20 protein-coding genes and 2 pseudogenes are annotated in these 24,466 nt (G+C 44.3%); 14 read left to right on the plus strand and 8 right to left on the minus strand.

What is annotated here, in order from left to right:
• The first annotated feature begins 577 nt into the window (after positions 1–577).
• The 8 genes from HMPREF3119_RS02650 (at position 578) to HMPREF3119_RS02685 (ending at position 8,446) form a co-directional block, all read left to right on the plus strand.
• Positions 578–1,738: an N-acetylneuraminate epimerase gene (locus tag HMPREF3119_RS02650; protein WP_070578330.1), complete on the plus strand. Its 1,161-nt coding sequence runs from the start codon at positions 578–580 to the stop codon at positions 1,736–1,738.
• Between the two features lie 82 nt (positions 1,739–1,820).
• The gene (locus HMPREF3119_RS02655) at positions 1,821–2,510 is read left to right on the plus strand and encodes an oligogalacturonate-specific porin KdgM family protein (RefSeq protein WP_036418029.1); all 690 of its coding nucleotides are present in this window, start codon (positions 1,821–1,823) and stop codon (positions 2,508–2,510) included.
• Between the two features lie 204 nt (positions 2,511–2,714).
• The gene (locus HMPREF3119_RS02660; RefSeq protein ID WP_004237807.1) at positions 2,715–3,413 is read left to right on the plus strand and encodes an N-acetylmannosamine-6-phosphate 2-epimerase; all 699 of its coding nucleotides are present in this window, start codon (positions 2,715–2,717) and stop codon (positions 3,411–3,413) included.
• Positions 3,410–4,279 carry an N-acetylmannosamine kinase gene (locus tag HMPREF3119_RS02665; protein WP_004237806.1) on the plus strand — a complete coding sequence of 290 codons (870 nt, stop codon included), beginning with the start codon at positions 3,410–3,412 and terminating at the stop codon, positions 4,277–4,279. The genes HMPREF3119_RS02660 and HMPREF3119_RS02665 overlap by 4 nt, the downstream gene beginning before the upstream one ends.
• Positions 4,280–4,330: 51 nt before the next feature.
• Positions 4,331–5,821, plus strand: a complete 1,491-nt coding sequence (locus tag HMPREF3119_RS02670) for a sodium:solute symporter family protein (protein ID WP_036418027.1) — start codon at positions 4,331–4,333, stop codon at positions 5,819–5,821.
• A 12-nt stretch (positions 5,822–5,833) separates the two neighbouring features.
• Positions 5,834–6,307, plus strand: a complete 474-nt coding sequence (gene nanQ / locus HMPREF3119_RS02675) for an N-acetylneuraminate anomerase (protein ID WP_036418025.1) — start codon at positions 5,834–5,836, stop codon at positions 6,305–6,307.
• A 188-nt stretch (positions 6,308–6,495) separates the two neighbouring features.
• Positions 6,496–7,383, plus strand: coding sequence for a MurR/RpiR family transcriptional regulator (locus HMPREF3119_RS02680; protein WP_004237804.1), 888 nt, complete (start codon positions 6,496–6,498; stop codon positions 7,381–7,383).
• 172 nt (positions 7,384–7,555) lie between these two features.
• The gene (locus HMPREF3119_RS02685) at positions 7,556–8,446 is read left to right on the plus strand and encodes a dihydrodipicolinate synthase family protein (RefSeq protein ID WP_004238807.1); all 891 of its coding nucleotides are present in this window, start codon (positions 7,556–7,558) and stop codon (positions 8,444–8,446) included.
• A gap of 229 nt (positions 8,447–8,675) precedes the next feature.
• Here HMPREF3119_RS02685 and HMPREF3119_RS02690 read toward each other — a convergent pair whose 3' ends face one another.
• From HMPREF3119_RS02690 to HMPREF3119_RS19065, 6 genes and pseudogenes are all read right to left on the minus strand, one after another.
• The gene (locus HMPREF3119_RS02690) at positions 8,676–9,335 is read right to left on the minus strand and encodes a class I SAM-dependent methyltransferase (protein WP_070578333.1); all 660 of its coding nucleotides are present in this window, start codon (positions 9,333–9,335) and stop codon (positions 8,676–8,678) included.
• Between the two features lie 338 nt (positions 9,336–9,673).
• Positions 9,674–10,252: a beta/gamma crystallin-related protein gene (locus HMPREF3119_RS02695; protein ID WP_123805119.1), complete on the minus strand. Its 579-nt coding sequence runs from the start codon at positions 10,250–10,252 to the stop codon at positions 9,674–9,676.
• Positions 10,253–10,508: 256 nt separating this feature from the next.
• Positions 10,509–11,207, minus strand: a pseudogene (locus tag HMPREF3119_RS02700) (ABC transporter ATP-binding protein).
• A gap of 21 nt (positions 11,208–11,228) precedes the next feature.
• On the minus strand, positions 11,229–12,929 hold the full coding sequence (locus HMPREF3119_RS02705) for an ABC transporter permease (RefSeq protein WP_004237798.1): 1,701 nt from the start codon (positions 12,927–12,929) through the stop codon (positions 11,229–11,231).
• Positions 12,913–13,947, minus strand: coding sequence for a Fe(3+) ABC transporter substrate-binding protein (locus HMPREF3119_RS02710; protein WP_032097909.1), 1,035 nt, complete (start codon positions 13,945–13,947; stop codon positions 12,913–12,915). Before HMPREF3119_RS02710 ends, HMPREF3119_RS02705 begins: the two co-directional genes overlap by 17 nt.
• A 159-nt stretch (positions 13,948–14,106) precedes the next feature.
• A pseudogene (locus tag HMPREF3119_RS19065) lies at positions 14,107–14,275 on the minus strand (IS3 family transposase); the annotation flags it as partial.
• 591 nt (positions 14,276–14,866) lie between these two features.
• Here HMPREF3119_RS19065 and HMPREF3119_RS02715 point away from each other — a divergent pair.
• The gene (locus HMPREF3119_RS02715) at positions 14,867–17,638 is read left to right on the plus strand and encodes an autotransporter outer membrane beta-barrel domain-containing protein (RefSeq protein WP_070578336.1); all 2,772 of its coding nucleotides are present in this window, start codon (positions 14,867–14,869) and stop codon (positions 17,636–17,638) included.
• A 63-nt stretch (positions 17,639–17,701) separates the two neighbouring features.
• Here the strand turns inward: HMPREF3119_RS02715 and HMPREF3119_RS02720 are convergent, their stop codons facing one another.
• Complete coding sequence (locus tag HMPREF3119_RS02720; RefSeq protein ID WP_004235905.1) at positions 17,702–18,955, minus strand: nucleoside permease; 1,254 nt, start codon at positions 18,953–18,955, stop codon at positions 17,702–17,704.
• A 129-nt stretch (positions 18,956–19,084) separates the two neighbouring features.
• Positions 19,085–19,903 (minus strand): purine-nucleoside phosphorylase, encoded by an 819-nt coding sequence (locus HMPREF3119_RS02725; RefSeq protein ID WP_004238831.1) that lies wholly within the window; start codon positions 19,901–19,903, stop codon positions 19,085–19,087.
• A 169-nt stretch (positions 19,904–20,072) separates the two neighbouring features.
• Between HMPREF3119_RS02725 and HMPREF3119_RS02730 the strand changes: the two genes are divergently transcribed.
• The 5 genes from HMPREF3119_RS02730 (at position 20,073) to HMPREF3119_RS02750 (ending at position 24,415) form a co-directional block, all read left to right on the plus strand.
• Positions 20,073–21,281 (plus strand): ROK family protein, encoded by a 1,209-nt coding sequence (locus HMPREF3119_RS02730; protein ID WP_004238832.1) that lies wholly within the window; start codon positions 20,073–20,075, stop codon positions 21,279–21,281.
• Positions 21,282–21,475: 194 nt separating this feature from the next.
• The gene (locus HMPREF3119_RS02735; protein WP_024472682.1) at positions 21,476–21,877 is read left to right on the plus strand and encodes a DUF4878 domain-containing protein; all 402 of its coding nucleotides are present in this window, start codon (positions 21,476–21,478) and stop codon (positions 21,875–21,877) included.
• Positions 21,877–22,440 carry a YiiX/YebB-like N1pC/P60 family cysteine hydrolase gene (locus tag HMPREF3119_RS02740; RefSeq protein WP_036425593.1) on the plus strand — a complete coding sequence of 188 codons (564 nt, stop codon included), beginning with the start codon at positions 21,877–21,879 and terminating at the stop codon, positions 22,438–22,440. Before HMPREF3119_RS02735 ends, HMPREF3119_RS02740 begins: the two co-directional genes overlap by 1 nt.
• A gap of 42 nt (positions 22,441–22,482) precedes the next feature.
• Positions 22,483–23,400: a ribonuclease Z gene (rnz, locus tag HMPREF3119_RS02745; RefSeq protein WP_070578339.1), complete on the plus strand. Its 918-nt coding sequence runs from the start codon at positions 22,483–22,485 to the stop codon at positions 23,398–23,400.
• Positions 23,401–23,491: 91 nt separating this feature from the next.
• Positions 23,492–24,415, plus strand: coding sequence for a LysR family transcriptional regulator (locus HMPREF3119_RS02750; RefSeq protein ID WP_024472685.1), 924 nt, complete (start codon positions 23,492–23,494; stop codon positions 24,413–24,415).
• The last annotated feature ends 51 nt before the right edge of the window (positions 24,416–24,466 follow it).

Genomic DNA, 24,466 nt, shown 5'->3' on the forward strand with positions numbered 1-24,466 from the left:
ACCCTTGTGAACAGAAACGGATAAAGAAAGTGTAAGTATCCCGGAAAAACGAACCATTAACTTTAACAGATATGTCGATTTCAGCTTTTCATTCACACCAGGCTGTCAGGTTGGATTGTATTCTATCGACGAAACCTGTCAGCTTAAGTCTGAGCTGATACAGTCATGCTACGATCTAATGTGTCTGGCAGATGTACATAAAATGATAGGTGCAGCAGTATTCTGCGCTATTTAATGAGTCCTATCCGGAATACGGAAAGAAACCCGGAGCGGTATATTCAACTATGTCGGAATGTTTTATAACAGTAAGCGTTAGCATAGCTTGCGTGTTCTTATATCACCAACGCAATATAAACATCAATATTATCAATTAGTAACCAGTATTTTTATCGCTCACATTAATTCAAAATTAAATTAAGACTGACCTTCAGGTAAGGAAAAAACATAGAGTTTAAAAAGATAACTTGATCATCTTCACATTTTATAAAACTTCAATTTGAAGTTTTACTCCATTTGATGTTTTATGTTGGAATTATATTTTAAATTGAAATCTCACTTATAACCACCACAAGAGTGAATGCATATGAAAATAATAAATAAAATACCTTATCTCTTTTTCACCATAATACTGTCTTCACCAATATTCTCATCGACCAGCTTTGCTGATAAACTCCCTGACCTTCCTGTGGCATTAAAAAATGGAACCGGAGTAATTAGCCAAAACATTATTTACATAGGTTTAGGTAGTACAGGAAACTCATGGTATAAACTTGATCTTAATGAAAATAAAAAATGGGAAAAAATAGCTGATTTCCCGGGTACGCCAAGAGACCAGGCTATAGCAATTAATTTAAATAATGATATTTATATATTTGGCGGAGCGGGAAAAGAAAATATTGAGAGTGAAACAATAAGCTCATTAACAGATGTTTATCGTTATTCACCAAGTGAAGACAAATGGAGAAAAATAAAAACCAGTTCACCTTATGGCTTGGTTGGTCATGCAGGAGTTAGTATCAGCACCAATAAAGCCATCATTCTCGGAGGAGTAAACAAGCAAATATTTGATAAATATTTCATTGATTTAAATAATACTAAAAACAATTCACCCATGAAAAATAAAGTTATTAATGATTACTTTAACAAACCTATAGAAAGCTATTTTTTTAATAGAGTAATACTGACTTATAATGCAGATAATAATCAATGGAATTCATTAGGTACTATTCCTTTTAATGGAACTGCGGGTTCTTCATTAGTAAAAGATAACAATACAATAACCTTGATTAACGGCGAATTAAAACCCGGATTACGTACCAGTGAAATACAAACGGCTCTATTAGAAAATAATCAACTACAGTGGAATACTACTGTACAGAAACTTCCTCCACCATCACCTGAGCAGCAGCAAGATGGCTTAGCTGGTGCATTTGCAGGTTATAGCGCTCATACTTTACTTGTTGCTGGTGGTACTAACTTTCCGGGCTCTCAGGCTAAGTATTCACAGAAACATTATTTTGCACATCAGGATTTAGATAAAAAATGGCATAAAGAAATTTATGGGTTGATTGATGATCAATGGAAAGTAATTGGTGAACTGCCGATCCCTCTTGGTTATGGAATCACTATTGAGCATGGTAATTCACTATATTTAATCGGTGGTGAAACTACAAAAGGTGAGGCAGTTAATTCTGTAATCACTTTAACAATAAAAGATAAAGATCTAATTATTAACTAAACCAATCACATATATAAATTATAATAATCAACCAAGAACTCTATATTAAATTTATGGCATCCTATCCACTCAGGTAAAAATTATGCTTAATAATAAAATCTTGCTGGCATGTTGTACTTTTTTTATATCACTTCAATTAAATGCGACTACACTAGACTTTCGTCATGAATATTCAGATTCATCGAGAATAAATAAAGACCGCATTGCGTTTATTCATTCATTTTCAAATGGCATAGGTTTTTATATTGATGCCAGTATAAAATCAGGTGGTGTTGATGGTGAAAAAGATAAAGTATTTAGTGATGTTGTTAATAATGCCATCGAAATGGGGCTGAGTTACAATCATAAGATAAATAATAATATAACGTTACAACCAGGCTTAATATTCGAAACAGTTACGGACACATCAATTTACAAACCTTATTTAAAGGCACAATATAATTTTGATAATGGTTTATATATTGCTGGTCGTTATCGTTTTGATTATGCCAGAAAAACAAAACAAGGTGTTGACGACGAGAAAACAAATCGCTTTGATACTTTTATTGGTTATAAATATAGTAAATACAAAGTTGAATATGACTATACACAAATGTATAGCGATGCTATAAAACATGATAATAAGAAACGTAATTATGAACATAATGTCTTTTTTTCTTACCAATTGAATGACACATTTACTCCTTATATTGAAGTTGGAAATGTTGCAGTGAGACCGACCAGTGACGCCCGTCAAACCCGGTATCGCTTAGGATTACAATTCCACTTTTAAGTCCTCTATAACATAATACCAAACCTTGTAGTGAATAATCACCCCATTATTCACTACATTATTTTATATGTTTATCAACCAATTAAATGCAACACTCTATTATTTGATCTCCTTCACAAATTACACCTTTCTCAATTGAGAAATTACACTCCATAAAATAATATCAAATGGAGTTACATTTCAAAAAAGAATGGTGAATTCAAAATGGCATTAATTGAAAAAATGACTAAGGATATTCAACAAAAAGGAGGGCTGATCGTTTCTTGTCAGCCTGTCGATAATAGCCCTATGGATAAGCCAGAAATTGTGGCAGCAATGGCCCGGGCTGCTGTAAATGCAGGTGCCGTAGCAGTACGAATTGAGGGGATAGATAATTTAAAAGCAACCCGCCCCCTTATTGATGTACCAATTATCGGTATTGTTAAACGTGATTTACCGGATAGTCCGGTCAGGATCACGCCTTGGTTAAGTGATGCAGAAGCATTAGCGACAGAAGGTGCCGATATTATCGCTTTTGATGGTACGGATCGTGTACGTCCAGTTCCAATTAATGAGTTACTGGCTTGCATACACCACCTTAATAAATTAGCGATGGCAGATTGCTCCACATTTAATGAGGGAATGCATTGCCGGAAATTAGGAGCAGAATTTATTGGTTCAACAATGTCGGGCTACACAGGTGGCGAAATACCGAAATTACCTGATTTACAATTAGTCACTGCATTGGCTGAAAATGGGTGTCGTGTAATAGCCGAAGGCCGTTATAACACCCCAATAATTGCAGCAAGAGCCATACAAGCCGGAGCCTGGGCTGTCACTGTTGGTTCCGCATTAACCCGACTTGAACATGTTTGTGGTTGGTTTACTCATGCGCTCAAGTTACAGCAGGAGTTAGTTAAATGAATATATTAGCAATTGATATTGGAGGAACAAAGATTTCGGCTGCATTAATCAGCCGGGATAATCAACTTACACAGCATACTCAAATTACAACCCCTGCAAGTGCATCACCAACTCAGCTCTATGAAGCGCTGGCCGCGATAACAACACCACTAAAAGCACATGCAGATGGTGTCGCCGTAGCCTCTACAGGGATCATCTGTGATGGTGTATTAACGGCATTAAACCCCGATAATCTGGGGGGATTAAAAAATTTCCCGTTGAAAAAAATACTCTCTGCATTAACGGATCTGCCTTGCTGGTTACTCAATGATGCTCAGGCTGCTGCATGGGCTGAATATGATTACCGCCATGAAAATATCTCTGATATGGCATTTGTTACAGTATCGACAGGTGTTGGTGGCGGCTTGATTCAGCAAGGACAATTACAGGCAGGAAAACGAGGTATTGCAGGCCATCTTGGCCATACCATTGCTGATCCTCATGGCCCTCTTTGCGGCTGTGGTCGTTATGGATGTGTCGAAGCTATCGCTTCCGGCCGTGCCATTGCTTCACAAGCTGTAAATGAACTTGCAGGGAAAGATGCGAAAGCTATTTTTGCTGCCTATCACCAGGGAAGCCTTCAGGCGAAGACAATAATTGAAAACTCAGCAAATACTATAGCTAATTTAGTTGCTGATATTAAAGCAACAATAGATGCCGACTGTGTTGTTCTTGGTGGAAGTATCGGGTTAGCAAACGGATATATTGAGCTCGTTCAAACAGCTATCAGACAACAACCGGAGGCATTACAGGTGCCTATTTTAGCAGCTCACTATCATCATGATGCCGGACTTTGGGGTGCGGCTCTCTGGGCCAGAGTAAACTAAAAAACTGTCGTACTTCTTACCTTTTACCTTACATATGGCAGGACTAAAAAAATGCAACTACATGATTTTGGTTTCGTTAATTATGCAGTGCTGTTTGGTTATTTAGCAGCAATGCTACTCGTTGGTGTTTATTTCTCTAAACGCCAGAAAACAGCAGATGATTATTTTCGTGCCGGGGGACGGGTTCCCGGTTGGGCTGCCGGCGTTTCTGTCTTTGCAACTACATTAAGCTCAATTACCTTTATGTCTATTCCGGCGAAAGCTTATACCTCTGATTGGACTTTTATTATTGGCCAATATTTAGCGATCGCCATTTTGCCATTAGTATTTTATTTCTACATCCCTTTCTTTAGAAAATTAAAAATCACCTCTGCTTATGAATATTTAGAAGCCCGTTTTGATATACGAAGTCGTTTATTCGCCAGCCTGTCATTTATGTTATTTCATATTGGTCGAATTGCAATTATCACTTATTTGACCGTACTCGCATTACGTCCTTTCATAGGGATAGATCCGATTATATTAGTTGTACTGATTAGCCTGTTATGTATTATTTATACATGGATGGGAGGGATTGAAGGTGTTATTTGGACTGATGTCATTCAGGGATTATTACTTTCAGGTGGTGCTGTTTTAATCTTTATCATGATCTGTTTTAAAGTTGATGGAGGAATTAGTGAGATTTTTACCACAACAGCACAAGCTGATAAATTTTTCCCAGAAGCACAGTTACGCTGGAGCTGGACTGACAGTACTATTCCTGTATTAATGATTGGTTTTTTATTTGCCAATATTCAACAATTTACTGCAAGCCAAGATGTTGTCCAGCGCTACATTGTGACTGATTCTATCGAACAGACTAAACGTACTTTAATCACAAATGCTAAATTAGTTGCTGTTATTCCTGTTTTCTTTTTTGCCATTGGTTCAGCCCTGTTTGTGTATTACAAACAAAATCCAGGTTTGTTACCTGACGGTTTTAATACCGGGGGTATCTTACCCTTATTTATTGTTACAGAAATGCCAGTGGGTATTTCCGGGCTAATCATTGCAGCTATCTTTGCCGCTGCTCAATCGAGCATTTCCAGTAGCTTAAACAGTATTTCAAGTTGCTTTAATTCTGATATCTATATTCGCTTAAGTAAAGTTGAACGACGTTCAGAACAAAAAATGAAAGTCGCCAGATTAGTTATAATTATTGCTGGAGTATTCAGTAGCTTAGCAACAATTTGGTTGGTTTTATCTGACGAATCTGAAATATGGGATGCTTTTAACAGCTTAATCGGTTTAATGGGTGGTCCTATGACCGGACTATTTATGTTAGGTATTTTTGTTAAACGTGCTAATGCAGGTAGTGCGGTCGCAGGCATTATAGTAAGTATCATTGCTGTATTAGCAGCCCGTTATGGCAGTGACCTTAACTTTTTCTTCTATGGTGTAATTGGTGCTATGTCAGTAGTTATTGTTGGTACAATTACTGCGCCATTTTTCTCCGCAGCAAAACAAATTTCATTGGATGATAGTGAAATATCCGGGAACTAACAGGAGGTATCTATGTTATTTGGTCATATATCTGACGTGGCAATAATGCCTGAAATGAATTTGGTATTACGTAATATAATTGAAAAGGCACTCGCACTCGATCCATTATCTTTAGAACCCGGAAGCTATCCTATTGATGATAATGATGTATTTATGAACGTAATGTCATTTGAAACACAATCCCGGGAACAAAAATGTGCAGAATTACATCATCGCTACATTGATATACAAATATTACTATCCGGTGAAGAAGTTATAGATTATGGCGTTCGTCATTCAGCTAAAAATGCCACTGTTTATCATAAAGATGATGACTATCAACTCACTGATACTATTGAAAATAGTCAAACATTATCTTTAACCCCCTCTATGTTTGCTGTTTTTATGCCTTACGAGCCCCATAGACCCGGAATAGCTTCAGAACAAGGAAATAGTATCCTAAAAAAAGCCGTGATTAAGGTAAACTCTGCCCTGCTGGAAAATTAATTTTTGCCGATTCAGTTAAACGCTTTATTCTAAAATATCAGAAATTTTCACTTTGATATCAATGGAATAAAGCGTTTTGCCATTATCACATAATTATCAGAGCAAGGCTTTTTTTAACCCGCCAGAATTGGTACTCTTGTTAGCAGAATTCCACTCCCTTTGAACTTCAGCAAACAAGGATAATTTTCATGACAAAACAGTCAGTTACCAGACTGAAGCCAGGTAAAATACTCGACACACTGGGGGCAATGAAAAATAGCCTGACGCGAGTATCACAGCGTATTGCTGAATATATCCTGTTTCATCCTGTTGAAGTCACTCAGCTTTCCATCGCACAACTTTCCCGGGCGACTAAAGCTGGCGAAGCAACTGTAGTACGTTTTTGCCGCACTCTGGGCTATAAGGGCTTTCAGGACTTTAAAATGGATTTAGCCATTGAAATGGCGACATCGGATAGTGAAGAATCACCAATCCTTGATGCTGAAGTTAACCATCAGGATGATATCCATACTATAGGTTTAAAATTACAAGCAACCATCAATAATGTGTTATCAGAAACATTAAATTTACTTGATATGACGCAAGTTAAAGGCGCTGTAAATGCGTTGCTATCATCGAATTATGTTTTTATCTGCGGCGTGGGTTCCTCGGGGATCACAGCAGAGGATCTAAAAAATAAACTGATGCGTATTGGATATCGGGTGGATGCTGTTACCAATAACCATTTTATGTATATGCAGGCTTCCTTATTGAAACCGGGTGATATCGCGATCGGTATCAGCCATTCCGGAAATTCACCGGAAACAGTTCATGCACTGAAACTTGCAAAAGAAGCAGGGGCTACCACAATTGTGCTAACGCATAATTTAGGTTCACACATTATGGAATATGCCAATTATTATCTGATTAATGGTAATCGCCAGGGGAAATTACAAGGTGATTCTATTGGTACAAAAACAGCACAACTGTTTGTTTTAGATTTACTGTATACCCTACTTGTCCAGGCTCAGCCTGAAATGGTCAAAGAGCAAAAACTGCGTACACTAAATGCATTGAAAAGTACCAATTCAGCATGAGTTTATAATTAGTGTTATGTGGTCTTGAATAAAACCAGCTAAAGATCACACTTTCATTTTTCTCTTTCTTTAACGCTAATTTCATTATTGCGTTCTGAACGATTGAGTCTTAATATAGAGTCAAACTCCATTAAATAACCAATAAAGAAACATGGCTCCAAAAGGAATAATAATGAAAAAACTCTCTGGGTTAATCGCTGCACCTCATACACCTTTTGCTGCCGATGGCAGTGTTAATTATCCTGTCATTGATAAAATTGCAGAACATCTTATTGCAACTGGTGTTACAGGTGCTTACGTATTAGGAACAACAGGAGAAGGTATCCATTGTTCTGTCGAAGAACGCAAAAAAGTCGCTGAATACTGGGCTGCTGCCAGTCAGGGACAATTAGATATAATTGTTCATACAGGTGCTCTCAGTATTGCAGACACTATAGAGCTATCCCGTCATGCTGAAACATTAGATATTCAAGCTACATCAGTGATTGGCCCTTGTTTCTTTAAACCGGGCAATGTAGATGACTTAGTTGAATATTGTCGTTTAGCAGCGATGAACTCGCCTTCTAAAGGCTTTTATTACTACCACTCTACTATGTCGGGACTAAACATTGACATGGAAAAATTTTTACAAGCGGCAGGAAAAACAATTCCGAATTTATCCGGAATGAAATTTAATTCTCCTGATATGTACGAATTTCAACGTTGCTTACGTGTTGATGGCGGTAAATACGACATTCCATTTGGTGTAGATGAATTTATACCGGCAGGGTTAGCGTGTGGGGCGTTAAGCGCTGTAGGAAGCACCTATAACTATGCTGCTCCTTTATATCTTGAAATAATTGATAAATTTAACAATGGTGATTACAAGGGGATCACTGCGTGTATGGATAAAGTAATTGCAATTATTCGTGTGCTGGTAGAATACGGTGGTGTTGCTGCAGGTAAAGTTGCAATGCAATTACATGGCATTGATGTTGGTGACCCCCGCCGTCCACTACGCCCATTAACTGCAGCACAAAAAACGGATGCACTGGCAAAATTTAAAGCAGCTGGTTTCCTATAATTAACCTTACTCTTGTTGAGTATTAACAATACAAGCTTACTTTTTTACATCTCCCCCATTTTATGATGACAGTGGCTTTCGAAGTGAAAGCCACCTTTTATTTCTTAAAATATTCTCCGGTCAGTCATCCGATTAAGCTGAATAACATCATGTATAAAACAAAAAAGAATATATTGTCACCTGTATAAGAAATTTGCTTTTATTACAGATAATTATATTTTACTACACTTTATTTTTTATTTTTAGCAGTGAATAATGCAACCGTACCCTGAATATTAACTGAAACATCTTCAAACAAAGACGAAAGCATAGTTTCAAGTGAATCCGCAGAGTCATAAACGTTGCTAAAAATCCCTTTTTTGTTATAGACTGACATTAGCTTACTTCCAAAACGGTTATGCTTAACCCCCTCTCCAAGAATAGTCGCGCCATATAAAATGCCATCATCTTTAAGTGTTTCAGTGATATTTATTATCGCTTGTTTCTTATCACTCATTTTCCCCGGCAAACAATGTAATAAATAAAATATGGATACTGAATCAAATACCCCCCTCAACTGACCAGTAAATCTATTGAAGATATCATGACATAAACAAGAATTTAATTTTTCATCAGAAATATATTTTTTAGCACATTCCAAACTATGAACATTAAGATCGGAAAGCGTTATTTTATTAATTTTATCTGCGGATCTCTTTAAATAAAAACCAGTTCCAACACCAATATCCATATGGTTGTTACCAAGATGAAATTTAAAGTGAGGAATTAAAAATTTATCAGTATTACAATGCCATGCATAGTTATTAGATATCTTTAGCACCCACCAGTCATATAGAGACAAAGAGAGAGGTGTATATACTTTAGAACCATCGTTTGTGTTCAATGACATAAAATCCCCAGAATGGAAAACATATATATTATTTTTTTATTATTTGTTTTAATAGTCGAAAATAATGAGTAATAAATCAGGTTATCATATGTTATAAGTGCATGATAATATACCTGATATTATTCAGAATTATTTATATCACATACCATCCCTGGTATGCTTCATCCGTAATAATCATAAATCACATGTTTTTCTAAAAATTTCTCAGAAACCATTTATACAGATACTGAATAAAAACCACGAGGTCACGAAATACAAAATAACCAAACGCAATTATAACGATTAAAATTAACACCATTCACACAAGTAAATTAACAAGTTATATTTTCATTATCTTTTTATTTCTTTCGAAGTATTTTCATTGAGCTAATACTGTGTGGAAAATCATCTGCATTTCCCTTTCCTGAAGAGCGGGTATAATAGTCACCCTGAAAGTTTTTTTCTTTGAAAAACCGCACTGTCCATCCATCCGGAATATCAAACGACATGATCTTGTTATCAAAATTATATGTACTAAAATCATCAATACTTTCATTGACCAGCAAATGCTGACCTGTTTGATCAAATCCATTAAATAATACAATAGCAGAGAGCCCCTGGTGACGACTATCTCCATTACTCAGTATCACCGTTGCTGTAGTACACATGGCATCTTTTGGCGTACAAAAAATACTATTACTACCCTCTTTATTTTGACAAGACTGACTGGCGTTGAATTGTGCTTGTGTTTTTTTCACATCAACACCGGCATACATCTTGTTAAATGGGGTTAATACACATACATATACACTTTCTTTAAACTCCCGATTATCAGGGTAAGAGTACACAGGGGAATTCACCGTCACGTGAATATTATCAGCTATAGCAACCAAAGGTAGTCCTATCAATAAAAACAAACCTATAACTCGTTTTTTCATATTAAATTCCAAATCTATTTTTACCACTGCGGATCAAAAGGGTCTGTATCCGGGCTATACGGAATCAGATGTCTTCCCCATATGCTTTGCAGCTTTCAATTGAAAATCTTCCCTAAAAGACTATCCTGTAAAGATAAATAGCACATATGCCCCGTTGCGGCAAACCAGAACAACACAGGGAAAAGAACGGTCAGATGGTACAAAAAATAAAATCGTAGTATCAACTTCCCGTGCACTATTTATCTCATTTTTTATTTTAAGTATTTCTGATTTTGGTTTTCTCATCATTCTGAATTAATCTGCCATTTTTCAGGTAGTTAATTTTGTCAGCCATCAATTGTGCTTCATCTTCGCTGTGAGTCACTAACAGTGCTGTTTACCCGGCTTCCCGTAAAATATCTCTCACTTCCAGCCCTAAACGTTTACGGCTATCCGGATCTAAGCTCGACAAAGGCTCATCTAACAACAATACTGCCGGCTGTGTCGCCAATGCACGTGCTAAAGCAATACGTTGCTGTTGCCCACCAGACATTTCATGTGGATAACGCCCGGCAAGTTCTTTTAATTCTACTAAATCCAGCAGTGTTTGAACTCGTGTTTGCTGATATCCTTTCGGTTGTTTTCTCAGACCGAAAGCAATATTTTGCGCTGCGGTTAAATGGGGGAACAGCGCGTAATCCTGAAATACCATTCCCACATTGCGTTGTTCCGGCGGAAGATGAAGGCCCTCTCCTGCAACACAGCGGCCACCAACATGGATGGTTCCCTGCTCTGTACGTTCAAACCCTGCAATAGCACGTAATGCAGTGCTTTTTCCGCAGCCGGAAGTACCGAGAAGACAGCCGATCTCCCCTGCATTAATGTGCAAAGAAAAGCCTTTCAGAACATGATTACGTTGATGTTTACTCCCGTAAGAGACATGCACATTATCAAGAACTAACGTTGTGTCTGACACCTGATGACGACTCCCTTCTGATTATCGTTGTTTTGGCCCGGATGAAGATAATTGACTACGTGCTAATAGTATTACCGGGAGCGTTCCGGCCAATACAATCAGTAATGCTGCAACAGCCCCCTCCTCATAGGTACCTCTCGCCGCTTCTGCATACAAAGATGTTGCTAATGTTTCAAAGTTAACCGGACGAAGTAATAAAGTAGCCGGTAACTCTTTCATCACATCAGCAAAAACCAGCAAAGCACCTGTCACTAATGCCGGACGCAATAACGGTAAATGTACGCGGAAAAAGGTTCCCGACTCACTTTCACCAAGTAATCTTGAGGCCTGTTCCATGCCCGGCGGAATACGGGTTAACCCGGCATCAATCGCCCCGACTGAAATCGCCATAAAGCGGATAGAACAACAGATAACTAATAAAACCCCCGAAGAGAGCAGCGGTAAACCGCGATAATTGAACAATTCGGCCAGTATATTATCCAACGACATACCCGGTGTTAATAACCCGATGGCCAATACCGTTCCCGGCACCGCATAGCCCAATGAGGCAACTTTCATCAATGTACGTCTGGCCTCCGGAGCCCCCCCCGAAATCGCACTTGATCTCGCATACCACGCCACAATCAGGCTGACAAAAGTCACCACAAGGGTAACTCCTGCCGCTAATAATAATGAGTTTTGTAATGATTGCAGGAGGCTGGCAGAAATTTCCATACTATCACTAAAACGCCTGATACTTTCCCAACCCAGAAATAGTGCAGGGGCAACAAAGCCCAGTAAAACAGGCAGAGAAGTCAATAAAGTCGCCAGGCATGCGTGAATTCCCGTTAATCGTGCCGGTAAAATCCCCCGCATTTGCCGGCCGGAATTATAACGCTGATTCTTGCGCCCATAATATTCCAGGGCCAGCAACAGAATAATTACCGTCAACATGGAGCACGCAATTTGCGCTGCTGCCGCCAAATCAGAACGCGTCACCCACGTGGTATACACTGTGACTGTCAGAGTATTCACGCCAAGGAATTCGGATGCGCCAATATCATTCAGTGTTTCCAGTAATGCTAAGCTTGTTCCTACCACCAGTGCGGGACGTGCCATTGGCAGCGCCACCCGGAAAAATGAGCCGGTTGAACTTAAACCAAGTGTGCGGGCTGCTTCCAGTAAATGCGCCGGCTGGCTCATAAACATCGCCCGCATGGTGAGATAAACATACGGATATAACACCAGACCCAATAACAAAATCGCGCCGGTCATGGAGCGAAGATCCGGAAGCCTGAACTCACGGGGGTTGCTATAGCCCAACAGGCTGCGAATGACTTCCTGAACCGGCCCGATGGGATGCAGTAAATCAAGCCAGGCAAATGCCACTATGTAGGTTGGCATGGCGAGGGGAAGCAGCAATGCCCAACTAAATAGCCGCTTTCCCGGGAAATCGAATGCAGTGACTAACCAGGCGCACCCCGCACCAATAAGCATGACCAGTACGCCGACACCAAGTAATAAAATCAGGGTATTGAGTATCGCATCAGGCAACACATACTTCAGTAAATGTTCCCAATGACTGACACCTGAGCTTACCGCGAGCCATAACAGGAATAACAAAGGGGTCATTACACCAAGCGTAATGACCACCACAGTAAGACTTAAAGGCGAAAAACCGAAACGCGGCGCTCCTGCGGCGCCACGTAAATCAGATAAGCCTGTTTTATTGATCGAATCCAACTTTATCTACCAACTGGCTGGCTTGTTTACGGTGTTTAACGATTTCAGCCAGTGGAATGTTATCAACATTGATTTCACCAATCGCACTGTTGATCGTCGCATCCAAAGGAACCCCTTTACGGATTGGATATTCGTAGTTAGCTTGCGCATACAGCTGCTGAGCAGGAACTGAAACTAAATACTCCATCAATTTCACAGCTTGTTCTTTATGTGGCGCATTGCGGGCAACTGCAGCACCAGTGATATTGACGTGCGTTCCGCCACTGGTAAAGGTTGGCTGAACGACTTTAATGGCATCCCCCCACTGACGGGCATCAGTGCCTTCTTTCGCATTTTTCATATGACCAACATAGTAGGAGTTCGCTAAGCCAACATCACAGATACCACCGAGGATGTCACGGGCAACATCACGATCGCCACCAGCAGCTTTACGGGCTAAGTTATTTTTCACGCCACGTAACCACGCTTCTGTTTTCGCTTCACCATCATGAGCAATCATTGCGGCTACTAATGCTGTGTTATAAGGGTGTTGTCCCGCACGAATACAGATTTTGCCTTTCCATTGCGGGTCTGCCAGGTTTTCATACGTGATGCTGTTTAATGGTATGGATTTTTCTGCATACAACACACGTGCACGCATTGACAAACCAAACCATTGGTTGTCTTTATCACGTAAAGAAGCCGGAATAACTTCTGTTAATACTTCGGATTGAACAGGTTGAGTTACACCTGCTTCAACTAAATCGATGAGGTTACCTGCATCAACTGTCATTAATAAGTCAGCCGGAGAGTTTTTACCTTCGGCTTTTACTCGTTCTAACATACCATCTTTGATATAGACAGTATTTACATCAATGGCAGTTTCTTTCGTAAAGGCATCGAGAAGAGGCTGAATTAAGCCCGGTTCACGTGTGGTATATAAAGTGAGGGAATCTTTTGCCATCGCTGGTAATGCACAGGTAACCATAAGCGATGATGCCAACGTAATCAAACGAGTCTTATTACATAAAAAAAACATTTTTTTCAACATGTTGCGATCTTCTCCATAGTGAAGTGATGCTTAATTTAATCTATTGAATATCTTGCAGGCTGTAAAAAAGTATATATGATAATAAGTCTCGTTTGCAAATTAGTTTCATTAAAAAATAGTAAAGTTAAGTTATAACTAAAATGAATGCATTCTAAGGTAATCGAAGATCTCTGTTCGGGCCAAACTCCGGCCTTATAAATACGCTTTCTGATGCGCTCTTTTTTCAGTAAAACGATTAGATCAAAGCGTTATCGCGGCAGTTGCCACTCCGGCTGATACTCTGTACCAGGTTGTTGGCCCGGCAGAAGCGCAGCCAGTGCCAGTTTGCGTGAGAGGGTAGGTTCCATAGCCCCCCTCACCCGGGCTGAATTATCTGCTGTGGTGGGGTGTCAGCTCAGAACATAACGGTCAATGTATAAAAAGGGGCATATTGTGGGTCCCTGACAAAAAGATATCCTCAACACTACTCCGCCGCAACGAATATTATAGAAATAACGTAGCACTTGTAATGTGCACCATAAAAAACCTTACTTCATTCAATATCCGAACCGGAATATTTTTCATTGCCTCTGAAAGTAATTTATTAAAATAGATACAGCCTGATAAACCATCCCGTATTTTTCACCTGTCACTGTTATTCCCTTACTATTCTCAAATTGTTACACATTACCGCCTTATTACAACACATATGAGTAGAGACATACGCGTCTGAGTGGTATTTTTCTTATTAACGAGCTGTATATCTGAATTAATTCCGGCGGACGGTATTTACTGGCTGTTTCATTATTTTATCACCTGTTAAAAAATAATATTCCGTTTTATTTCCGGACGATTTTCTTACAGCTCACAGCACCACATTCAATCTGATAAATAATTTTAATTCGCTTTTTAAAGCAAGGATTTGGATATGACATTTAATAATTCAGTGCTGATTGCACTGTTTTCCGCTTCTTTCAGCGCTTATGCCACGGAACCACCACCACCTTATCAGTCAGAAGTTGAAGTTCCTGATATTAATACCATTCTCAGCAGTGCCACTGATGGCTGGCCGACCGCAAAAGATAAGTGGGATAATAAATATCAGTCAATTATCACCGGTAACCAATATATTAATGGTCAGACATTAACCAGAACCTGGTTCCCGGAACAATTTCTTTATGTTGAGAATAATTCTTACAGCCTGAATAACACCATTGATTCCTTCCAGACCACATTCCGGAGCGGCAGTGTCGCTATCGGAAATATAGTCAAAGGCGGAATTACCAATCCGTCCGATCCTTCCAAAGTCTATCGCGGATTTATGTCGATGATGGAAGACTCCATAGCGTATAACACTATTGTTGAAGATAACGGCAGCCTCAGCCTGGGGAATGACGCCAAAGCGTATAACACCACAGTGAATACCGGCGGCAGAATGGTTGTCGGTACACGGGGCTATGCACAGGCAATTTTGATCGACGGCGGTTATCTGGAGCAATCCGTTACCAGTACCTCAAATACCAAAGATGTGATTGTCGTGAATGGCGGACAGCATATTATCTACGGCGGTACGGCAACCAACAGCCATATCGGCAGCGGCAGCTATCAGATGAGCAGCGGCAACACGATAGATACCGTGCTGTATGACGGTGCAGTTCAGCAGATTTATGCCGGGAAAGATGGTGTGACTGACCGCAATACCATCGTTAACCACGGTGCATTACAGTTTGTGACCCACGGTAATACAGAAGATACCCGTGTTTACGGTACCCAGATTATTACCGGTGTTGACGGGGAATGGGAAAACGGCGAGTGGACATCCGACGATTCTTTCCGGATTGATGATCAGACAGCCAAAAATGCCACCATTTATGCCGGCGGTGTGCAGCGTATTCAGACTGGCGAAGCCATTGATACCCAGGTTTACGGACAGCAGATTGTCAGCGGCAAAAAAGGCGGCTGGAGCGGCGGACAATGGGTTGAGCAGGACGCCTGGATTGGCAAAGATCAGGTTGCCACCGGCTCAGTGATCCACCAGGGCGGTGAACAGATTGTTGAATACTATGCCGATGCGGTTGGTACGCTGGTTAACGGCGGTACACAACTGGTCAAGGAGTTTGGTCATATTCAGGATACTACCGTTGAGAACGGAGGTTCATCCTTTATCGCTTACGGTGCCTACTCCACCGGTGACCTGAATGTTAATGACGGTTCAGTAACGATGGAAGGCGGTAGTCTTCACAGCTGGACCGGCGCACTGGATGCAAAAGGCGCTTATGTTACCCGCCTTAATCTGGCCGGTGACAATGCGTTTATGTATCTGAAGCATAATGACACCACCAGCGAATCCGAAGCAACGATTGAAACACTGGCTAACAACGGTACCGTGATATTCGGCAGCAGCGACGGCACTGACGCCGGTAAATACAGCCGGTTACAGATTTCAGATCTGACCGGTTCCGGCACCTTTGTGATGAACACCAATATTAACGGTGGTACCGGTGATTTCCTGAATATCAGCAACAGTATCAGCGGTGAGTTTAATGTCAGAGTAATGGATTCCGGTCAGGAGCTGAAAAGCCGCGGCGGTGTGAATCCTCATCATCTGATCTTTGCCAACGGCAGTGACAGCAACAGCTTTGCACTGGTGAACGGCAGTGTTGACCTGGGTGCTTATAAATATTACCTGGTACAGGGTGATGAGCAGGACAGCGATAACTGGTATTTATCACCGAAAGCAACCGATCCGGCACCAAATCCGGATCCGGAGCCGGGTCCCGATCCGAAACCTGAAATCTCCGAAAGCGGGAAAAACGCTATCGCGATGGCCAACGTGACGCCAACTATCTGGAACAGCGAATTATCCACACTGAGAACCCGGCTGGGCGATCTTCGTGATAACCAGACGGCACAGGATGGTGTGTGGGGCAAATATATCGGCAGCCGTAACCGCATCTCAACCAGTAATGTCGGTTACACCCAGGATATGAACGGGCTGATGCTGGGCGGCGACCACGCGATTGCGCTGGAAAACGGCCGCCTTCTGGTCGGGGGAATGTTCTCCTATACCCATTCAGAACTGGATGCCCGCACCAGTGACGGCAAGGTGGACAGCTTAGGTCTTGGTGTCTACACCACCTGGATGCACAACAGCGGTTACTATGTGGATGGCGTGCTGAAAGCCAACCATTTCAGAACCAAAAACAGCGCGCAGTTTAATGACGGAAAAACCACCGCCAAAGATAACACCAACGGCATCGGTTTCTCTGTGGAAGGTGGTAAACACATCACCGCAGGCAGTTACTTTATCGAGCCTTATGTGCTGGGATCTTACTTCCGCGGCGAAAAAACGGCCTACCGTTTCAGCAGCGATATGAAAGTGAAAGCGGATGCTGCTGAATCTGTTAAAGGTGAAATCGGTACCACCTTCGGTAAGACGTTTGTCACTGAAAACGGCGGACTGATTAAACCTTATGCCCGCCTGGCGGTCAGCCACGAGTTCAAAAAGAACAATGATGTGGTGATTAATGACACTGAATCATTCAGCAATGATATGTCCGGAACCGTCGGTAAATACGGCGTGGGTCTGACAGCGCAGATGAATAATCAGTGGTCCGCCTATGCAGAGTTCAACTATGCCAAAGGCAGCCATGTGGAAACCCCTTACAGCGGCAACCTGGGTATCCGTTACAGTTTCTGATAACCCATACAGTACAGAATGACAAAACCGGCCCTTAAGGCCGGTTTTTTTTATGCTGTTTCTTTATACCACCGCTTTTTCTGCGGCTTTTTCAGTCCTATGGTCATAGCGGAAAGTGAACTGGAAAATAATCGCCAGCACCACAGTATAAGAGGCGAATATCAGCCAGATTGACTGCCAGTCTTTCACGCCGTCCACCGTGAACATATCCACAACCTTACCGCTGACAATCGCACCGGCATAGGCTCCCACACCGTTAACCATCATCATGAACAGTCCCTGCGCACTGGCGCGGATTTTGGAACTGACGGTTTTTTCAATGAAAATCGAGCCGGAGACATTGAAGAAATCAAATGCACAGCCATAAACAATCATCGACAGCACGAGGAAGAAGAAACCGATTGATACCGGCTCACCAAAGGCAAACAGACCAAAACGCAGTGTCCAGGCAATCATACTGATCAGCATCACGGTTTTGATGCCGTAGCGTTTAAGGAAATACGGGATCGCGAGGATAAACACCACTTCAGCCATCTGTGAGACAGAAAGCAGCACAGACGGATACTGCACCACCAGCGTGTCTTTATATTCCGCGATACGGCCGAAATCATGCAGAAACGGGTTACCGAATGTATTGGTGATTTGCAGCACTGCGCCGAGCAGCATGGCAAACAGGAAAAACACCGCCATGACCGGCTGTTTAAACAGCACAAAGGCATCCAGGCCGTAACGCTGTGCCCAGGTGGTCGTACCGGTCTGTTTTACCACCGGAATTGCCGGCAGTGTCAGTGAATACAGTGCGAGCAGCAATGATGCGCCGGCGGCAATATAAAGCTGCATATTGCTCAGCTCGAATTTCATCAGACTGACCGCCCACATCGCCGCGATAAAACCGACAGTACCGAACACCCGGACAGACGGGAAATGCGTAACCGGATCGAGGTTATATTTTTGCAGGCTTGCGTAACTGACGGAGTTTGACAGGGCAATGGTCGGCATAAAGGCCATCGCATTCAGCAGCATCACCCAGAATAGTACATTCACATCGGTGACAGTTGCGGCATAAAAGAGTGCACCGGCGCAAATCAGGTGACACAGGCCGTAAAGCCGGTTCGCCGGAATAAATTTATCGGCAATAATCCCGACCAGGCCCGGCATAATCACCGCCGCCAGCCCTTTGGTGCTGTAGATCCAGCCCACATCAGCCCCGGTAAATTTGAGGGTTGCCATCATATACGAGCCGAGGGTGATTAACCACGCGCCCCAGATGAAATACTGGAGGAACAGCATCGCTTTCAGTCTGACTTTTATATCCATGGGTATCTCCGCTGAGATAAAGAAAAAAAGGCCGCCGACGTCCCATGATGTCAGGGCGGCCTCTGAACGACGGTTTTCTTAATGTTATACTGAGAAAAAGAAAACCACGCTTAGCTGATGATTATCTGATTAAAAACGGGAAATAATACCGGTAACCAGCTTCAGGAAAGTGCTTTTCACCCGCTCAGCGGTTTCAATCACTTCGTCGTGGCTCAGCGGCTGGTCGAGAATACCGCACGCCATATTCGTCAGGCAGGAAATCCCCAGGGTTTCAATCCCGGCGTGGCGCGCCACCAGTGCTTCCGGAACGGTGGACATCCCCACCGCATCCGCACCCAGTGTGCGGATCATCCGGATTTCTGCCGGTGTTTCATAAACCGGGCCGGTCCACCACGCGTAGACACCTTCGCGCATAGTCACACCCTGCTCTGCGGCGACCGCTTTGGCGATACCGCGCAGATTTTTGCTGTACACTTCACTGACATCCAGAAAGCGCACACCGAGATCCGGATTATTCGGCCCGATCAGCGGATTATTTGCCGTCAGATTGAGGTGGTCCGTGATCAGCATCAGGTCGCCCGGGGCAAAACCGGTATTTACTGCACCACAGGCATTGGTGATGATCAGCTTTTCGACACCCAGCGCTTTCATCAGACGCACCGGGAAGGTAACCTGATCCAGCGACACGCCTTCGTAATAGTGGAAACGGCCTTTCATCGCCACCACGGTTTTGCCGCCCAGCGTGCCGATAACCAGCTCATTGGCATGGCCGACAGCGGAAGAGCTGGCGAAATGCGGAATATCGTTGTACGGAATGCGGACAGCATTCTCCAGGGTATCGGCAAACGGTCCCAGGCCGGAGCCTAAAATGATACCGATAGTCGGTTTAACAGTGATCTGCGCTTCGACGAACGCTTTGCTTTCTGCGATATCAGCGGTGAGATGCATTATTTATCTCCTGAATTTATCCGGGATGTAACAATTGATGAAATGTATGCCGCGATTGTAGATCAGATGTAAACACGGAAACAGGATCTTCTTCTCAATATGAGAAAAAGGATCCGGATACAATGATGAATAACAGACAGTGCCCCGTGATAAAAGGAGATTCGGGCTTATGACGTTATCCGGCATACTCAGTGAATTCCGGTCATCCAAAAACTCCAAAACCCGGAAACTGAAAACCCTCTGGCAGCTGATTCTGAATGACGGGCCTATCCGAGCGGAAACGCTGTCAGAAAAAGCCAACATGAATGGCGCCACCTGTGCGCGGCTGCTGGATGAGCTGAGCAGGCTGGGCCTTATCAGCGCGGCAGAACTGGGGCAATCCACCGGCGGGCGCAAACCGATTCTCTACAGTGTCAATCCGGACAGAGGGCGGCTCGCCGGGATTGAAATCAGCAATATCTATTCCACGATTGTGCTGCAAAACCTGAAGCTGGATGTGCTGGCGACCTGCAAAATCAAAGCTGCCGGACAGGAAACGCCGCAGGTGCTGCTGGAGCGTCTGCTCACCCGGCTGTTATCACTGCTGGAGGAACATCACCTCAGTACGGATGATCTGCTCGGTATCGGCATTGCGGCGGATTACACCCTGCCTCCCGGCAGTGACCGCCGCGCCATGAATGATTATCTGATCCCGTTACTGCGTGAGATGGCGGAAAGCCGTACCGGATGTCAGGTGACTATCGGCAGCGGGGTGAATTTTGCCGCACTGGCAGAATACCGGCTGCGCCACAAAGAGAGCCGCCGCCTGTTTTTCACCACCTGTGACGCGGAGATCCGCAGCAGTACCATTCTCAGCGAGCCTGTCCGCTTTATGCCGCCGGGCTCGGAAAATGCGTTCGGGCATATGACGCTCGATCTCCACGGCCGCACCTGTGAATGCGGCTCGTTTGGTTGTCTTAATCAGTACAGTTCGCTGGAAGCTATCCGCAAAACCGTGATTCAGCATCTGCGGCGCGGCAAACCCTCCGTCATCACCTCGCTGGTCAGTGATGAGCAGGAAATTGATTACCATGTGATTTTTAAAGCCCTTGAGCTGGCTGATCCAATCTGTACCGATGCACTCGAAGAGGCTGCTTATTATTACGGTCTGGCAATCGCCAATACCATTCTCTCCTTCCAGCCGGATGTGGTGGTCTGCGGCGGGACGCTGACCCCGAAACACACTTTCTTCGCCACTGTGCAGAAAACCGTGGCGCAAAAACTGGCCGGATTCCCGCAGATTAACACCCGGATAGTGCCTGCGTTTGATTCCTATGAAGTGGTTTCTCAGGGAGCCGGCGCGATGGTGCTGGAGAGCCTGCTCAGTGATACGCCCTGATAATCCTCTGCCGGGGTTTTCCTGAACAGGTATCCGCATAATAACCTGCGCAGTGTCGCCCTCACTGCGCTATCTTTCCCTGAATCCGCCGTCAGCGTTATATACAGGATTGCCAAGCCGCCGGATGTCCGTATACTGCCGGTATTTTCATCAGAAAATAATAAAAACACCTGTTGTCTTTTAAAGGAAAAACTATGTTTAAAAAAATCGCCCTCACCCTGATGCTGCTGGCCGGCAGTATGATGCTGACCGCCTGCGGCAGTGATTCCCCGCAGGATGTTGTTAAACAGTTCTACAGTGCTGTTGAGAAAAAAGATGCGGATAAAGCTTATGATCTGCTCGCCATCCCGGAAAAAGATAAACAGAAAAATGAGATGGAAATCAAAGGCAAAGTACAGATGATTGTCGGTGATATGGCGCGCCGTATTGAAGGCAACGGCGGCGTGGAAAGTACAGAAGTGAAGTCCGTCGATATTGATGAAAGCAAAAAACGCGCAACCGTGATCCTGACGGTCAATTTCAAAGACGGCAAACAGAAAGATGAGCGTTTCCTGCTGACAAAAGATGAAGGCGACTGGAAAATCATCCTGCGCTGATGAGACACACACTCTGCGCCGGGTTTCTGCTCCCGGCGCTGCTGACAGCCGCATTGCCGCTGCGGGCAGCAGTACCGCCGCCCGGCATTCAGAGCGGTGACCTGGTTTTCCGTGACGGCGGCGAAGCCATCAGTGATATTGTCAGAAGTATCGATAACAGCGGTTTCAGCCATGTCGGTATTGTTGATATCACGCCGGAAGGCACTTATGTTATCCACGCCACCCCGCAGGAGCACCCGGACGGTATCAGCGGCGTGAACCGCGATCCCCTTGATTTCTTTATTGAACACGCCAAAGACGGACAGGTTGCCTGGTATGCCGTACAGGCAGACAGCGAAAATCACCGCCGCGCCCGAGATAATGCCCTTGCGCAGCTCGGCACGCCTTTCAGCATCAACCCGCAGGACGGGCTGTACTGCACACAACTGGCAGCAGATACCTGGCAGTCGGCCGGGGTCACGATCATCACCGGCAAAACCCGTCTGAGTTTACCGCTGGCGGAAGAACCGTTAATCTTACCGGAAAATATTACCCGCTCGCCGCAACTGCGCCGTATTCCGTAATACCGGCCTCCGCGCGGCGGCAACTGCAATACAGGGAACAACATGGAGTTAATTTTTCTGGGTACCGGTGCCGGTGTTCCGTCGAACAACCGCAACGTCAGCAGCCTGGTGCTGGATCTCAAATCATTACAGCGCGGCCTGTGGATGTTTGACTGCGGCGAAGGCACTCAGCATCAGATCCTGAAAAGTCCGGTCAAAATCCCGAAACTGGAAAAAATCTTTATCACCCACCTGCACGGCGACCATATTTTCGGCCTGCCCGGCCTGTTATGCAGCCGCTCCATGGGCGGATGTGAGGACCCACTTACTCTCTTTGGCCCGCAGGGGCTGGCGCAGTTTGTTGAAACTGCACTAACACTCAGCGGCTCGTATCTGACCTTTCCGCTGGAGATCATTGAGATAGATGAGGAAGGGGTGATTTACGATGACGGACAACTGAAAGTCAGCGCTTACTCACTCGAGCATCCGGTGATCAGCTACGGTTACCGGATTGAAGAACATGACAAACCCGGCGCACTGGATGCACAGCGCCTGAAAACCGAAGGCGTACCGGGCGGCCCGTGGATGCAGACTCTGAAACAGGGCGGCGAAGTGACACTGGACGATGGCCGGGTGATTTGCGGGGCGGATTATCTCGGCGAACCGCAGCGCGGACGTCATCTGGTGATTTTCGGAGATACCGCGCCGTGTGAAAATGCGCTGAAACTGGCACAGAATGCAGATGTGATTGTGCTGGAAGCCACACTTGACGGCACTATGACAGAAAAAGCCAACAGCCGCGGACACTCCTCCACCGTGCAGACCGCCACTCTGGCGCGTGATGCCGGGGTTGGTACGCTGATCGCCACCCATTTCAGCGGGCGCTACAGCGAAGAAGATTGTGAGCGTTTACTTCGCGGGTGTCAGGCGATTTTCCCGGCCACAGTGTTTGCCTTTGACCACATGGTGTACCCGCTTTAACCTGTCTGTCTCCGGCGTGATTATCACTGTTACACAGATTTTGATATAGTGAATGCTGTTTATTATTTCATTCACTGCCGGAGGTTTTACCATGCTGCCCGCCCACGAGTACGCTAATGATCTGATTTTATTTGCGCTGATTGTGGATTGCGGCTCATTCAGTAAAGCGGCGGAAATGGCCGGTGTCACCGGCTCTGTGCTCAGCAAGCGGGTAGGACGGCTGGAAAAAGCCCTCGGTGCCCGTCTTCTCTACCGCACCACCCGCAGCCTGTCTGTCACGGAAAACGGCCGCGTACTGTATCAGCATGCCAAATCCCTTACCGGCCAGGTTCACAGCGCCCTGCAGGCAGTCAGTGCCAACAGTGATGAGCTGACCGGTCTTATACGTATGTCAGTACCCACTATCTCCGGAGAACTGGTTCTCAGCGACAGCGTCGCGGAATTCTGTGAAAAATACCCGAATGTGAAAGTGGAAATGCATCTGGAGAACCGGTTTGTTGACCTGGTGAATGAACGGATTGATCTGGCTATCCGCACCGGGATGATGAGTGACTCCAGCCTGATAGCCCGTCCGCTGATTGATTCTCACTGGGTGATCCTCGCCTCCCCCCGCTATCTGGAAAAACACCCTGCGCCGCAGAATCCGGAAGATTTGCTGACACACAACTGCCTCACTTACACCTATCAGCAGAGCGGTACCTCAAACTGGCTGATGCGCCGCCCGGATACCGGTGAAATCTATGAATTGCAGGTAAGCGGTAATATCGCTTTCAATAATGCCCGTGCCATCCGCAAAGCGCTGCTCAGCGGCCACGGTATCGCCATGGTGCCGCGCTGTATGGTGCATGAAGATCTGGAAGCCGGGCTGCTGACGGAAGTCCTGCCGGGTTACAGCGGCAAAAAACTCGGCGTGTATGCCGTGTATCCGTACACCCGCCATCTGCCGGTCAAAATCCGCCTGCTGATCGATCATATTCAGCAGTCATATCAGGCAATCCGTCCCTATTTCGGCTGACAGATTCAGGATTGTTATATATCTGTAATGCCGATTAGTCGATTTTTGGAA

The organism is Morganella sp. HMSC11D09, assembly GCF_001807955.1.
GTDB lineage: Bacteria > Pseudomonadota > Gammaproteobacteria > Enterobacterales > Enterobacteriaceae > Morganella > Morganella morganii.